We start from the raw sequence: 13,234 nt of genomic DNA on the forward strand, positions 1-13,234 counted from the left end.
TTTTTTAAAAGTCATTTGTTGACAAGCGAAAAAGAACTTAATTAATTGAGTATGGGGGAGGGCGAATAGCGAGGGTGAGCCGTGGGACTTTCACTATGAAAGAATCGGATAAAAACATTTATATTCATGATGTTAGGTGTGAAATTTGAGTGGGACAAATTTGCAGGAGAGGGAGCTTTTACCCCCTCCCAATATCCATTTAATCGGCGGCAGGGAACTGGTCCATAATTTTTTTTATTGCTTCATCAATCTCAGCTTGCACAGTTGGGGGGATACGAGCGAACTCATATATAACCAGACGCTTCTTGGCATCGGTTTTCTTACGCGCGTACTGTCGGCGATCAGAAAACTCTCGCAGTTTCTCTGTCTCTACCGATTTAACTGGCGCAGGCTTTAGGTTTTTACTCTCATCCTTGTAAATAGCCATGATTTTCGTCTTATCGACGTTTGTGCTTTCATATTCAGCAATGCGCGAGCTAACTTTTTCCGCCAGCTCAGACACCGACACTCCTTTAGTTTTTGCGTCTTCAGCAATCTGAAGTAGCGCCTGATAATCTGTCAGCGAAAGCTCGTTGACGGCAGGGAATACAGCAATCATCTCGTCAGGCACTGCCGCCGCCTGAAAAGCTCGCGTCACTTTGGCTGGGGAGATATTCTCTGCACGGGCAATTTCCTCTTTAGTCATGCCTTTGTCGTACATAATTTCAAACCGCTTGCCGAGCTCACGTAATGTATGTTCTCTAGCTGTCTGGATATCAATTGCCAATTGACGAGCATCATCGAGGCTAATTTCATCCTTCGTGACCAGAATTTCGAACTTCGTCTGGTTAAATATGCAGGCAGCCCGGCGACGTGTACCATCCAAAATCTCAATGCGGCCATCAACCTCCCGGCCGATTGCCGGGAAGAACTGCTGTAATTTTATAGTACGGGAAATATCGCTTACTGACTCAGGTGTGAGCAAAGACTGATCACGTCCGTTAACTGCAGGGTCAACAAAAGTGCGCGATTCAATCTCACCGCTCATGATGACTGTATGAGTAAATTTAGCCTGACGACCAGACTTAAGAGTAAAGGTCTTTGAGCCTTCATTGCCTTCCAACATACGGGCAAATTCTGAATTACTTCTACCCAATACTCGCCCACGAGAAACTATATTTTTCATGCTGCAATACCCCTGACAAACTCGATTCGATCAAACACTGCTTTAGTAAAGCGCTCAGCCTCTGTACGCGCCTTTTTCAGCGCTTCTGCACTACCAGGGTATGAAGAAGGATTCGCACTGATAATGGTGTCAAATGTTTCTCCGCAACGCTCAAACCCGTCGAGACGAGGTAATGAAGAATCAAGAATGTTGCTGGTATAAACCTCACGAGCAAGGCTGTGAGACGTCTGGTGATCAGGCTTACCTGTCATTTTCGACATAAACCCTATGTTCGCACTCAGGCGAGGTTCTACACCTTCTTCCTCCAGTCGCTCCAGCATTTCAGGCAGGCGAGTGAGGTATTTCAACGTAGAATGGAAATCCACTTGTGCTGGCGGGGTAGGGGTTAGCAGCAAGTCACTCGCGGCCAGCCCATTAAGCAAAAATGGGTCAAGATGAGGGCCAGTATCAATAAAAATAAAATCATAATCGTCAGCTACACGATCGATGATGTTTCTTTGAAGAATTTCATATTGGTTTTGTCCAGGCAAATGCTCTTCAACCAGTTCCTTCCATTGGCTGGCTATAAATCCGTCCTCAATGCTAGCCGGGATAACATCCACACCGGGGACAATGGTCTGCCTAATCACTTCTTTGCGTAGTGTCTCAGAATCCAAGTCGTTCAACATTGCCTGAGCGGCGGTTTCTAGGACGGATCCAATGCTGTGTGTATGGTCCAGGAACATTGTGCTGGATGCTTGTGGGTCAAGATCGATAACCAGAATACGCAGATCATGGCGCAACAAATCCTGATGAACACGCAACGCGTGAGCCAGAGTAACAGTTGAAACTGTTTTCGAAACACCACCTTTGAGATTTACAACAAAGATGACGTAAGGCGATTTATGGATATCGCGATACTTGGGGATCTTACGGTGATCGTATATATCAATGACGTTCTGGATAGTTAACGCATACTGCTCAACGTTACCTACCTGCTTTTTATTGAACTCATACCCATCGTCTTCCATCTCCTTAATGGCCTGTTCCACAATTCGACGGCTCAGCTTCGGTAATTTGGCCACTGCATTACGAGTAAATGTCTGATAATACTCGGTCAGATTGAATTCTTTGCGCTGATCTTCAATATCCTGGCTCATGGACTTCAGGAGGGCGCTCGCACGAAGCGCAATGGTGCCTACACCGCCGTAATCACGTTTCATCATCACCTCTTTTATCATTTCGCATATGGGTGATTGTACGTGTGATTTTGTTATGTGCAACTTTTTTTGATATGGGCGTATTTTTTTGCACATCACAAATAACGATGATGTTAGCGAGAAAACACCTCCCTCCCATCTTTCATAACGAGAGGAAGGAGGATTTAAACCGATTAAAAGTGTGCCGTAGCATGCAGGTTTCACCCTGAATTATAAAAAGTGGGTTCTGATGTGTTGGTTGCTCAAGGAGCAATTACAAAGGTAGGTTACAACATGTTAAATCAGGTTCAATGTTCAGATATTAACCAGCATAAGACTCTAAAAGATGAAGAACAGAAAATAATTAATCCTATGCTCCCAACTGAAACCACCGTGTGCGGCGGTTTAAATGGCTTATATCATCAGTCGATATTTTTCCAATTCAGTCACTATTTTAGGCAAGCCCAGTTGCAGGAGGCTTTGCAAAAATTGGTCTGGAGTGAGGGGGGGATTACGCAGGTGCGAGCGCTGCATTCTCACTGCTTCAAGCACCAGGGCATGGTTCAAGTCGAAAAAGTCAGACAAGAATTCATCCGGGTAAAGCGCTTCGATATCAAATTCAGCGAGGCTCCCACGCGGGAAATCGGCAAGATTGTAGGTCACAATCACTTCGGAATCCGGGCGAATAGCCGCAGCAAGCACATGCCTGTCATCCTGTGTTTCACATACGCATATTCTTAGCATCTGCATATGCTAAGGCTATACATATGCCCCACATCTGCATATACTTAACATATGCACACACCCGGTGCTTTGAATATTCCGGATATGTTTCACATATCCATCTGCTCGGGAGAGAAAGAACATGAGAACCGTATCGATATTTAAAAATGGTAACAACCGCGCCATCCGTCTGCCCCGCGATCTGGATTTTGAGGGGGTGAGCGAGCTCGAGATCGTCCGGGAAGGGGACAGCATCATCCTGCGCCCCGTCCGGCCGACTTGGGGCTCATTCTTTGAGCTCGAAAAAGCCGATCCGGATTTTATGGCGGAGCGCGAGGATGTTGTCAGCGACGAAGGACGATTTGAACTTTGAACAATACGTATATGCTCGACACCTGTATCTGCTCGTTCATCATGCGCGAGCAGCCGGAAACTGTGCTGAAGCGCCTGGAGCAGGCGACACTGCGTAGTCACCGCATTGTGGTCTCGGCCATTACTTACTCTGAAATGCGCTTCGGTGCCACCGGCCCGAAGGCCTCCCCGCGTCACGTGCAACTGGTCGATGAATTCTGCGCGCGCCTCGATGCCATCCTGCCCTGGGACCGCGCCGCGGTGGATGCCACCACGGATATTAAAGTGGCGCTGCGCCAGGCCGGGACGCCGATCGGCCCGAACGACACGGCGATTGCAGGGCACGCCATCGCCGCCGGGGCGATACTGGTGACCAATAATACAAGAGAGTTTGAGCGGGTGCCGGACCTGAAGCTGGAAGACTGGGTAAAATAATAAGTGAAAGGACTTAAAGTATGAGTGAACTGAAGATTGATAACCCGGCTCTGCGGCTGCTCGACGTTCTTGAGCAAGGTCAACGTCATCCGGCTTCAACTTCCTGTCGTGAAGTCTGGAAAGCACTTCTGCTAGCACAGAATCTGTCTGAGTATCAGTTGCTTTCCCGGCTGGCACGAGTCATGGAACTTCCGGAGCGAATAGAGCAGGTGAGGGAAGATCATTTTTCCTCACTCAGGAATAAATCTGACTACTGGCGGGCCCAAATCGAGGCTGCATTTACTTCACAGTCATTAAATGGCCGCTGGGAAACATTTAAAAACCACATAGACGAAAGAACCCTGTCCGAGCTGAGCCTTTTATCCGATATTTTTGAAACACGGGGCTCTCACGCCGGCATTGCTGCAGAAGAAATAGAATCACTGCTGGTAAGAATTACAGAACTTCGCGGTGAGATACGCAGCGCTGACCTCCCTCTCACGATGAAAACCATGCTTCTCAAACAACTGTTTCAGATTCAAGAAGCGCTGGAATGCTACAGTATTTCAGGGATCGAGCCCGTCATGGATGCCGTTCAGTCCACACTGGGACTAGCCGTCATTAATCCTGAATACAAACAAGAAATCAAATCAGGTTCAGGAAGCCAGTTTGGCGACAGAATTTCCTCCCTGCTTGGCGATGTGGCAAACGTCGTGACCGTAGCCGGTGTCTTGCCGGCACTACCCGCTGCAATTCAGTCAGCTCTCAGCCTCCTGAGCAAATAACGTCTGCCTCTGACGCCCTTAGTTAAGGGCGTCCCAAATATATTGTACTTATCCGGTGCGGTGCATACAGCCCTGACGTATCTGAGAAAATAGCCTTCACAGGCACCGATGCTGAAGGTGCTTTTTCCTGCATTATTATTATTTTGTCATCCTGTTCTGTCATCTCCTAACCCACTTCCGGCTTTAAGGGATATCGGAACTTTTAGTGAGATGAAAGAATATTGTTCCTAAAAATACCAATTTTGACATCAATGATGTTACCAACGGTGCAAAAAACTGTAATCAGACCAAGCTGCTTTGCACAAGCTGTACAGCTTTGTCGGACCAGTCTAAATCTGATTTTTTATTCATCTTTTACTTCAAACAACTCTTCAATAGATTTTGTCGGGTAGAAGAGCGAATTACAGTTTTCTTCCTTTAACTGTATAAAACCCAGTCGAAGGTAGAATTTTTTGGCGTTGTCGTTCAGTGCTTCCACGAACATTCCGTGTATACCAACAGCTTGCGAGGCCTGATACACAACTCCCATAGCATGAGTAACAAGTGTTTCTCCATATCCCTGGCGATGAAGATTTTTATCAATTGCCAGACGGCCCAAAGTCACACTAGGAACATTTTTATAGGGCACACGCTTTTGTTGTGTTTTGCTGGGTAGAAGTGTTTTCTCAAAGCAACTGCCAGACAGGGTGTAGTACCCCATGACACGTGGTTTATCCTCTCTCGTCACGAGCAGATAACCACGTAAAATCTTACTGTTGTGCTGCCGTTTCAGATGATCAGTGAGAAAAGTATTCAGATACTCTTCTCCACAATCGAAGTTGCTTAATTCATATTCAACTTCCTCTGAAAAAATCTCAATCCTTAAACCGTCCATTTGTTACTCCAGTTCCCGGAGACGTTTAGCGGCTCGTTTCAGTCGTTCATTTGGTACTGGCGGATTAGTAATTGCATCCATAACGAGGTTCCAGGATTCCTCATTGAGGAGCAGTCGACGGTGCTGGTCAATAACTTCTGCAGCGCGTTCTGAAGCGGTACTGACCATGAACTGTGAAATTGACTGGTTAGTCATTGCTGCAGCTTCTTCGATCATGTGTTTGTCGTCTTCATTTAATCTCAGATCGATGCGCTGCTTCTTCAGTGCTGACATGGTTTTTCTCCCTGACCACTCTTAATTCTGAAAGAACGGTCAGCTTTGTTAAGTTCGGGCCTTAAGGCGATAACATTTATCCAGGCCTGTCATGGTGATACTTTTATAATACGTACGGAAACATACCGTACAAACATAATAGAGTTATGGTATGCAGGTTTCAACCACAAGTTGGTTATGAATCCGGGTACAGCACGTAAAGGTATAGTGAGAAGACTCACGACGCTAATCTGAGCAGCCTCAGACTATCTTTGGTGGGTCTGATCTTAAGAAGTCATTATTAAACTGCACTACGTAACCACCGTATTATGGATCTGCGAGCAATTCAGGTACGGCATACTCTACATTGAGGGCTGAACTATCAGTGCTCGCCGCAGTCCGGTGACCGGGCTTTAGCCCGCGAACCGGCGAGGAAGCGCAATAACACAGTAGCTGAAGGGAGCTGGTACGCACTGGAGTCACGACAAGTGATCATTGGAGAACCATCTGAATTACCTTTCTGGTCAGCAGGTTATCCACATATACAGTCATTCGATCCAGTAATAAGATCCTTAAAACGATCCCTGTAAGATCCAAAGAAGATCCCGACACCGCTGAAGGCCGCATCAGTACTGGGCCTGGAGCATGATCACATAAGCTGTAGCATGTTAATCATAAGCTGTAACTGGTATACAATAAGCTGTATTATGCAAAGGATATGCTGTAATGAGCCATTGATATAAACTACAGTGAGTATATCCCCTGAAAATTCATCAGGGCTGTGCATAAACTGAAGCCAGTTGTCTGGCGCTTTACTGGCCATCACATGAAAAGAGTGGCTGCTTTTATTCTTAAACTATCCACCGATCGGAGGCTCTCTGGACAAGGACAATCTGGACATAAAAAAGCTGTTTGAAGAGGTGGATAAATCCTCCGGTGAAGTCGTAAATCTGACACCTAATGCCAGTAATACAGTGCAGCCTGTGGCACTGATGCGGCTGGGGGTGTTTGTTCCCACGCTCAAATCACTGAAGAACAGCAAAAAAAACACGCTTTCCCGGACTGATGCGACGGAAGAACTGACGCGTCTGTCTCTCGCCAGAGCCGAAGGGTTTGATAAGGTCGAGATCACCGGCCCTCGGCTGGATATGGATAATGACTTCAAGACCTGGGTAGGGGTGATCCACTCCTTTGCCCGCCATAAGGTTATCGGCGATAAAGTTGAGCTGCCCTTTGTCGAGTTCGCCAAACTCTGTGGGATCCCCTCCAGTCAGTCATCACGCAAGCTCCGGGAGCGTATCAGCCCCTCGCTCAAACGTATTGCGGGTACGGTGATTTCGTTTTCCCGCACAACGGAGAAACACACCAAAGAGTACATCACGCATCTGGTACAGTCGGCATACTATGATACGGAAAAGGATATCGTCCAGCTGCAGGCCGATCCACGGCTGTTTGAGCTCTACCAGTTTGACCGGAAAGTGCTGCTGCAGCTCAAGGCCATCAATGCCCTGAAGCGCCGGGAGTCTGCACAGGCCCTGTATACCTTTATAGAGAGTCTGCCACGGGATCCGGCGCCGATATCTCTGGCGCGTCTGCGGGCCCGTCTTAACCTGAAATCCCCGGTGTTCTCACAGAACCAGACGGTGAGGCGTGCCATGGAGCAGCTCCGGGAGATTGGCTACCTGGATTACACTGAGATCCAGCGGGGGCGCACCAAACTCTTCTGCATTCATTACCGCCGGCCCAAGTTAAAGCCACCTCATGATGAGAGTGCGGAGAACCCGCAGCTGCCAGCCACAACGGGTGATGTCAGCCCGGAGATGGCTGAAAAACTGAAGCTCCTCGAGAAACTGGGAATCACCCTCGATGACCTGGAGAAACTCTTCAAATCCCGCTGAGCATAAGCTGTAGTGAGTAATCCTTCTCAGTTTACTTACTACAGCTTATATTACTGCCTCTGGTGAGTGTTCTGCTCACTACAGCTTATATAAGCAGTGATGAGAGAAATCCATACCGGAAGCATATCCTTCCTGATCCACAAACTCAGTCAAAATGGCATGCCTGTTACTGCCCGAGACCTGCGGGCCCGTCGTGCCCACCATAAACCGGCATCTGCTCACTATAGCTTATGTTGCTTGCTACAGTTTATTTCACTCACTACAGCTTATCTCCGGGAAGGTTTACTCACCACAGCTTATATAAACTGTGGTGAGTGACGTTGTCACGTAAGAGGGGGGAGTGTCCGGAGGATCTGCGCGGCATCATGCCCGTCACCGGTGAACGGCACGGCCAGTGTGGCGGCCATATCCAGCGCAAATACCCGGGTATACACCTCCATGGAGCGCGGATCCTTGTGACCGGCCAGCGCCTGAATAACCTTTCGCGGCTGGCGGTGATAGAGCATGTGCATGATGTAGCTGTGGCGGAACGTATGTGGTGTCACCGGAATCGAAAAATGGACTCCGTCAGCTTCGGCCCGCTTCACGGCCTGCTTCAGCCAGTTCCGCATGGTTTCGTCGGTGACGGCCCACAGTGGTTCACGCCGGCGGGGACGGGTGGTGATCATCCAGCTCTCCATCTGCCTGACATAGCTTATATCGGTCAGCGGGACCAGACGGACTTCATCCTTTGGCGGGCGCCCGCGCCGTGCCCGGACTTTCTCAGACAGCACCCGCACAAACGGCCGCAAACCATCGAGATCGAACGACTCCGGGGTCAGCGTTCTGGCTTCTCCGATACGGATACCGGTGTTCCACATCGTAGCGAACAGCATGTGATGTCGCTGGTCGGGCATATACCAGAGGAGGGCACTCACTTCCGGTGCCAGAAGATAGGCCGGAGTGGCGCCGGTGGAGGTGGCCATGCGTCGTAATGCCACGGCAGTCGCAAAATCAACGCCTGGTGCTATCGGTAATAACGAAACGCGTTCTGGTGAATTCTGCAGGGGAATGACGTTGTTCATCAGTTATTTTTCACGTAGCGCACGCACTGGTTATGGATACAGGTATTCTGCACCTGACCGGCCGATCCTGCCATGACAATAAATCGCAGCGCGCGGATCCTTTTATTGTCTTATCCCGCATTATTGCGGGTAAAGCCAAATGCGTAAAGGATCCTTTTTCGACGCCGATCCACGCTTAAGCCAGATGTGGTAAGGCCTGCGGGCGTTTTTACGGTTTTTGGGAGAATTGGGGTAATGCCAGGACAAACAGGATCGAACCAGAAGGGGGAGGGTGCAGAGAAGGAGAGGAAGCGCTACGTGAATTCTGACCTGGTACACCCCTGTAACCCTGTCAGTTTCCACGTAGCGCAATGAGGTTACTGACTAATGCCAGTTGAGATGACGGTCGGCATCCTGATGCTGACTTAATATACGGATAATAATATATGTATCAGTCTGAATAAAAGGGAGTACCGATATTATTATCAATTATAACCTGAAAAATGCCGGATATCTGATTAATATATCTGTCAGCCTGCTCCTCACCGAAATGGTGGTACCCGTAATACCAGATATCCTCCAGATCCTGAATTGCTTCAGGTGTGAGTTTAGCGGTTTTCACCGGCAGCTCTCGTGCCAGCTTTAACCTTTTTCAGGAACGCGTCCTTTTCCCACGCCACGGGTTCGCCGCTGCTCAGGCCTTTTGCCAGTAAATCCCGCAGAGCCTGGAGACGTGATTCTGCCTGTTTCTCGCGCAAGAGACGAAGTGACTCGCGGATTACTTCACTCTGGGTACGATAATCACCTGATTCTATGAGTGATTCTATGAAGTCACGGAGTTCATCTCCGAGATCCACTGTTATTGTTCTGGCCATATTCAAGCCCCATGATTGTAAGTTTAAATCTTACAATCAGTTTATTAGATACTCAAAGGCGCGTCCAGTATTGAACATTTGGGATAAATTGGGTGATGCCATTAAAGAGGAAGACCGAAGAGGGATGATGTGCTACGTGGATTCTGACTTTGTATAGTTCTGTAATAAGTATATTTTTCATTAGTACAATCAGACAGCTGCCTGCTGTCAATTTATATGTTGATATCAAAATCGGGGATTACAACCAACGGAGGAATATTATTAGGTAAATCAACTTTTTCATTTACATAAATAGGAATGAAATACTGGAAAGAAAAAGTTGAAAAATTTACTTTAGATATTATCTCTATATCAAAATCATCTCTTTTATCAAGATTAAAAAAAGGTAGCAAATTCATGTAAACGTGATAAATAAAACGTAAATAGCTCTCATGAGAACCTGTAAAGGGAAAACAAGCATAACTACCTGAATTTAATTCTATTTGGGTGTTAGAATGTTCGGAACCTGTCCAGATAATAGTATCTATTAACACTTCATCACTGGTTTTTTTTCTAAACATATTTTATTTGAAATATAGATTGTGTTTTTTCTTTCTAATCTTTCATTTATTATCCTAAGTCTTTCTTCTGATGGCTTTCCTGTGAAAGGAATTTGATCTTTATGCCTAAATAAAAATCCATTAATAATTTTACTATCTATGTGATAAATTTCAGGAAGAGGGAATAAATCATTGATGTCTCTATATCCAGTCATATTGCGGAATGTCCATATCTTATTTTTTCTATATTGAAGAGGCGTGTGGCCGGTATTTTTTTTAAACTCTCTTGTAAATGTTTGTTGTGAATCATAGCACAACCTCGTTGATATACTTGATATAGATAAGTTGGATAGTCTGAGGAGAATTGCAGCTCTTGTTATCCTGCGTAACTGGATATACTTACCTATTGAAAAACCGAGTTTATCTTTAAAAATCTTTTGTAAATAACGCCTGCTATATCCAGAATAAGAAACTAGAGTATCAATATGAATATTTTCTACTTCAATAGTATCTTCAATGTATTTTGTTATCGCATTTATAGTCATTTCTTTAATCATTATAGTCTCAATTTAAATATTGTTATCGACAATTAACAACAACTAACTAATTGTGCACATTATACACGAAAGTGCATAATTAGCTAATACAAAAAACACAAAGCATAAATATAATAAACATACTAAATGTTAGTAATTATCCGATTAGTTTATGATTTTCAGGTTTGCACATGATACTTTATTTTTTGATGCATATGTATAGAGATAGTAATTATAATATTTTTATTTATCGTTATCTATTTATTTTTTGACTGTTAAATGTATTGAGGCTAATAGATGACTATGAAATCATTTTATGAAATTTTTAGCAGTGCACATCGATTAATCCCAGGAAGAACAGAACAAGATCATTTAAAATTATTGATTGATATTTCAAAAATGCGTAGTGACAAAGTTATTAATGCACTGCATGACTATTTTGTTCTTGGGGCCACCAGGACAGATGTTTGTCATAAATATAATGTTAACAAAGGTTATTTATCACTAAAAATAAGAGAACTGCAGGAGCTCAGTGGTCGAGTTTATAAATTATTTCCCTATTATATGGATTATAACTGATTAAATATTTTCTTATTGGTAAATTTAAAAATCAAGCGCCTGAGACCCGTGTAGTGGTAAAATGATGCATTCCTGTTAAAACTCAAAGCAGGTACGACGACATCCGGTTTAAATTGTTAAACTCGCACTAAAAGGCTGTCAGGATCTGGAGGTTGTCTGGCACTTCAGCAGACACTACTTGGTAAGGTAGTAGGCTGATAATATTATTAATCATATATCTGAAATTTTTCGGATACTGAGTGAAAACAGCATAGGTACTTCCCGACCAGAACAGGAGAGGGTATCAGCCCCCCGCCATTTGAACGACATATGATTTATTTCCCAAATACCAAGACTGAAATTATTATTTCCGAGTATTAAGTCAGCATCAGGATTCCGGGCGCCATATCAGATAGCAGCAGTCAGCAATACCTATTGTGCTACGTGAAAAATGACAGGGTTATAGGGGGGGACCAGGTCAGAATTCACGTAGCGCATCTTATCTCATCTATTCATTCTATATCATCCAGGCATTACGCACAGAAGTGCCAAATTCATCCGAATCTTTTTTTGGTGTGCTATGCTTCTTCTTTAGAACATTGTCAGATACATTTTGGGATCGGTATTATTAGCCGGTCTTCTAACTGGCGGACCACGGTCCAGCTTTATACAGCATTGTATTCAAGTTTCTAGATGAAGCCACGCCAGTTCGTATCACCGATAGTATGAGTCAGATTGCGATTTTTCATCATACTTTCTGTTTTGGCTAAAGCATAAAATAATATGACTACCTGACTCACAGATGGAAAAGGCTTAGACTCCGTAGGTTATATATATCTACTTAACGAGCAAGAGCCTCTCGCTAATCTTTCGTCGGCTCATAACCAATTAAAATATCGAAGTTCCCCCCTTTATTTCTGTAAATAGACCCGTTTTAGTTCCAGGAATTTTTTGAGATCCAGGCCAAATGATTGTGTTACCGATATTCCTCCGGCGTCATATTGTTCAGTGATTCATGAGGGCGTTCGCAGTTATATTCTGACACCCATCTTTCCGTGATTTACCGCAATTCATTCAGCGTTCTGAACAGATAAAAATCGAGTATTTCTGTACGGTATGTTCGGTTAAAGCGCTCAATAAAAGCGCTCTGCGTCGGCTTACCCGGCTGAATAAATTCCAGTTTTACTGCATGTTGCTCTGCCCATTCAGCCAGTACAAGTGAGATAAATTCCGGACCATTATCCATGCGTAGCATGACCGGATAGCCGCGATCCTGTCGAGTACACGAACCACGCGCAGAGCAGGCAGATTCAGATCTATTTCAATCGACAACGCCTCACGGTTAAAGTCATCAACGACATTGAACGTGCGAAAACGATGGCCACAGACCAGGGCATCATGCATAAAATCGACAGACCAGCTCTGATTCAGTGCTTCCGGTGTGGCCAGTGGCGAGGTATTACGCACTGACAACCGTTGTTTGCCTTTACGGCGAAAATTCATCTTCAGCAGACAATAAATACGATGGTTCCTTTTGTGATTCCACGGGTATCCCTGCCGCCGCAGAACCAGGAAACGTTTTGGAAAACCGTACCGTGGGTATCGCTCTGCCACTGCCTGCAACGCGACAATAACGGGTTCGTCACGCGTGGTATCCGGACGGTAATGGTAAACCGTTCTGCTCAGGTTCAGACTCCGGCAGGCCTGACGGATACTGAGTCCAAATGTCGTTATCAGATGAGTGACCAACTCACGCTTAAAGGCTGGTTTTAAGGCTGTTTTCCGATAACGTCTTTCAGCGCCAGGTTCTCAAGGCTCAGGTCGGCAAACATCTGTTTGAGACGCCGATTCTCGTCCTCAAGATCCTTGATCTTTTTAATATCAGAAACCTCCATGCCGCCGTATCTGGACTTCCGGTTGTAGTAGGTGGCTTCAGATATACCGGTCTCCCTGTAGACATCTTTAACAGTTCGTCCGGCTTCAACCGATTTAATTACGGCAATGATCTGATGCTCAGTAAAACGGGCTTTACGCATAGTGATT

15 protein-coding genes and 2 pseudogenes are annotated in these 13,234 nt (G+C 45.5%); 5 read left to right on the forward strand and 12 right to left on the reverse strand.

Annotated features, from left to right (window positions below; genetic code table 11):
- Positions 1-199: 199 nt before the first annotated feature.
- From OGY83_RS17935 to OGY83_RS17945, 3 genes are all read right to left on the reverse strand, one after another.
- Complete coding sequence (locus OGY83_RS17935) at positions 200-1,165, reverse strand: ParB family protein (RefSeq protein ID WP_286636526.1); 966 nt, start codon at positions 1,163-1,165, stop codon at positions 200-202.
- A complete protein-coding gene (locus OGY83_RS17940; protein WP_174770248.1) occupies positions 1,162-2,367 on the reverse strand; it encodes an AAA family ATPase in 1,206 nt (401 codons plus the stop codon). Before OGY83_RS17940 ends, OGY83_RS17935 begins: the two co-directional genes overlap by 4 nt.
- Positions 2,368-2,757: 390 nt before the next feature.
- Positions 2,758-3,045 carry a VapC50 family PIN domain-containing toxin gene (locus OGY83_RS17945; RefSeq protein WP_286636527.1) on the reverse strand — a complete coding sequence of 96 codons (288 nt, stop codon included), beginning with the start codon at positions 3,043-3,045 and terminating at the stop codon, positions 2,758-2,760.
- A 163-nt stretch (positions 3,046-3,208) separates the two neighbouring features.
- Here OGY83_RS17945 and vapB point away from each other — a divergent pair, with 163 nt between their 5' ends.
- From vapB to OGY83_RS17960, 3 genes are read left to right on the forward strand one after another with little or no spacing between them, the layout of a single operon-like run.
- The gene (vapB, locus tag OGY83_RS17950) at positions 3,209-3,439 is read left to right on the forward strand and encodes a type II toxin-antitoxin system VapB family antitoxin (protein ID WP_001261284.1); all 231 of its coding nucleotides are present in this window, start codon (positions 3,209-3,211) and stop codon (positions 3,437-3,439) included.
- Positions 3,436-3,852 (forward strand): type II toxin-antitoxin system VapC family toxin, encoded by a 417-nt coding sequence (locus tag OGY83_RS17955; RefSeq protein ID WP_286636528.1) that lies wholly within the window; start codon positions 3,436-3,438, stop codon positions 3,850-3,852. Before vapB ends, OGY83_RS17955 begins: the two co-directional genes overlap by 4 nt.
- A gap of 20 nt (positions 3,853-3,872) precedes the next feature.
- Positions 3,873-4,616, forward strand: a complete 744-nt coding sequence (locus OGY83_RS17960) for a hypothetical protein (protein ID WP_286636529.1) — start codon at positions 3,873-3,875, stop codon at positions 4,614-4,616.
- A gap of 343 nt (positions 4,617-4,959) precedes the next feature.
- Here the strand turns inward: OGY83_RS17960 and OGY83_RS17965 are convergent, their stop codons facing one another.
- The 3 genes from OGY83_RS17965 to OGY83_RS25325 all read right to left on the reverse strand — a co-directional run bounded on the left by OGY83_RS17965 (position 4,960) and on the right by OGY83_RS25325 (position 6,907).
- Positions 4,960-5,490 carry a GNAT family N-acetyltransferase gene (locus OGY83_RS17965; RefSeq protein ID WP_286636530.1) on the reverse strand — a complete coding sequence of 177 codons (531 nt, stop codon included), beginning with the start codon at positions 5,488-5,490 and terminating at the stop codon, positions 4,960-4,962.
- Between the two features lie 3 nt (positions 5,491-5,493).
- A complete protein-coding gene (locus tag OGY83_RS17970) occupies positions 5,494-5,763 on the reverse strand; it encodes a type II toxin-antitoxin system TacA family antitoxin (RefSeq protein ID WP_032641193.1) in 270 nt (89 codons plus the stop codon).
- 835 nt (positions 5,764-6,598) lie between these two features.
- A complete protein-coding gene (locus tag OGY83_RS25325; protein ID WP_502873120.1) occupies positions 6,599-6,907 on the reverse strand; it encodes a hypothetical protein in 309 nt (102 codons plus the stop codon).
- On the opposite strand from OGY83_RS25325, the gene OGY83_RS17975 reads away from it, so the two are divergent.
- A complete protein-coding gene (locus OGY83_RS17975; protein ID WP_432264039.1) occupies positions 6,891-7,640 on the forward strand; it encodes a RepB family plasmid replication initiator protein in 750 nt (249 codons plus the stop codon). The genes OGY83_RS25325 and OGY83_RS17975 overlap by 17 nt on opposite strands.
- Positions 7,641-7,963: 323 nt before the next feature.
- Here the strand turns inward: OGY83_RS17975 and OGY83_RS17980 are convergent, their stop codons facing one another.
- The 5 genes and pseudogenes from OGY83_RS17980 to OGY83_RS17995 form a co-directional block, all read right to left on the reverse strand.
- Entirely contained in the window at positions 7,964-8,704 is a 741-nt protein-coding gene (locus OGY83_RS17980; RefSeq protein ID WP_286636532.1) for a tyrosine-type recombinase/integrase, read from the reverse strand.
- A gap of 363 nt (positions 8,705-9,067) precedes the next feature.
- A pseudogene (locus tag OGY83_RS17985) lies at positions 9,068-9,305 on the reverse strand (type II toxin-antitoxin system RelE/ParE family toxin).
- A complete protein-coding gene (locus OGY83_RS17990) occupies positions 9,292-9,558 on the reverse strand; it encodes a type II toxin-antitoxin system ParD family antitoxin (protein WP_286636533.1) in 267 nt (88 codons plus the stop codon). The pseudogene OGY83_RS17985 and the gene OGY83_RS17990 overlap by 14 nt, the downstream one beginning before the upstream one ends.
- Before the next feature lie 212 nt (positions 9,559-9,770).
- Positions 9,771-10,118 (reverse strand): GyrI-like domain-containing protein, encoded by a 348-nt coding sequence (locus tag OGY83_RS25200; RefSeq protein WP_353622048.1) that lies wholly within the window; start codon positions 10,116-10,118, stop codon positions 9,771-9,773.
- Positions 10,085-10,654, reverse strand: a complete 570-nt coding sequence (locus tag OGY83_RS17995; protein ID WP_286636534.1) for a helix-turn-helix domain-containing protein — start codon at positions 10,652-10,654, stop codon at positions 10,085-10,087. The genes OGY83_RS25200 and OGY83_RS17995 overlap by 34 nt, the downstream gene beginning before the upstream one ends.
- 276 nt (positions 10,655-10,930) lie before the next feature.
- Here OGY83_RS17995 and OGY83_RS18000 point away from each other — a divergent pair, with 276 nt between their 5' ends.
- Complete coding sequence (locus tag OGY83_RS18000; protein ID WP_286636535.1) at positions 10,931-11,212, forward strand: PapB/FocB family fimbrial expression transcriptional regulator; 282 nt, start codon at positions 10,931-10,933, stop codon at positions 11,210-11,212.
- Positions 11,213-12,167: 955 nt separating this feature from the next.
- Here OGY83_RS18000 and OGY83_RS18005 read toward each other — a convergent pair.
- A pseudogene (locus tag OGY83_RS18005) lies at positions 12,168-13,227 on the reverse strand (IS3 family transposase).
- Between the last annotated feature and the right edge of the window lie 7 nt (positions 13,228-13,234).

The organism is Citrobacter sp. Cpo090 (genome assembly GCF_030332665.1).
Classification (GTDB): Bacteria; Pseudomonadota; Gammaproteobacteria; order Enterobacterales; family Enterobacteriaceae; genus Citrobacter; species Citrobacter portucalensis.

Coding starts and splice junctions, on each gene's coding strand:
- OGY83_RS17970 (WP_032641193.1), bottom strand. CDS start 5,763: ATGTCAGCACTGAAGAAGCAGCGCATCGATCTGAGATTAAATGAAGAC.
- OGY83_RS17960 (WP_286636529.1), top strand. CDS start 3,873: ATGAGTGAACTGAAGATTGATAACCCGGCTCTGCGGCTGCTCGACGTT.
- OGY83_RS17995 (WP_286636534.1), bottom strand. CDS start 10,654: ATGATTAAAGAAATGACTATAAATGCGATAACAAAATACATTGAAGAT.
- OGY83_RS17935 (WP_286636526.1), bottom strand. CDS start 1,165: ATGAAAAATATAGTTTCTCGTGGGCGAGTATTGGGTAGAAGTAATTCA.
- OGY83_RS17940 (WP_174770248.1), bottom strand. CDS start 2,367: ATGAAACGTGATTACGGCGGTGTAGGCACCATTGCGCTTCGTGCGAGC.
- OGY83_RS17980 (WP_286636532.1), bottom strand. CDS start 8,704: ATGAACAACGTCATTCCCCTGCAGAATTCACCAGAACGCGTTTCGTTA.
- vapB (WP_001261284.1), top strand. CDS start 3,209: ATGAGAACCGTATCGATATTTAAAAATGGTAACAACCGCGCCATCCGT.
- OGY83_RS25200 (WP_353622048.1), bottom strand. CDS start 10,118: ATGTTTAGAAAAAAAACCAGTGATGAAGTGTTAATAGATACTATTATC.
- OGY83_RS17990 (WP_286636533.1), bottom strand. CDS start 9,558: ATGGCCAGAACAATAACAGTGGATCTCGGAGATGAACTCCGTGACTTC.
- OGY83_RS18000 (WP_286636535.1), top strand. CDS start 10,931: ATGACTATGAAATCATTTTATGAAATTTTTAGCAGTGCACATCGATTA.
- OGY83_RS17975 (WP_432264039.1), top strand. CDS start 6,891: ATGGATAATGACTTCAAGACCTGGGTAGGGGTGATCCACTCCTTTGCC.
- OGY83_RS17965 (WP_286636530.1), bottom strand. CDS start 5,490: ATGGACGGTTTAAGGATTGAGATTTTTTCAGAGGAAGTTGAATATGAA.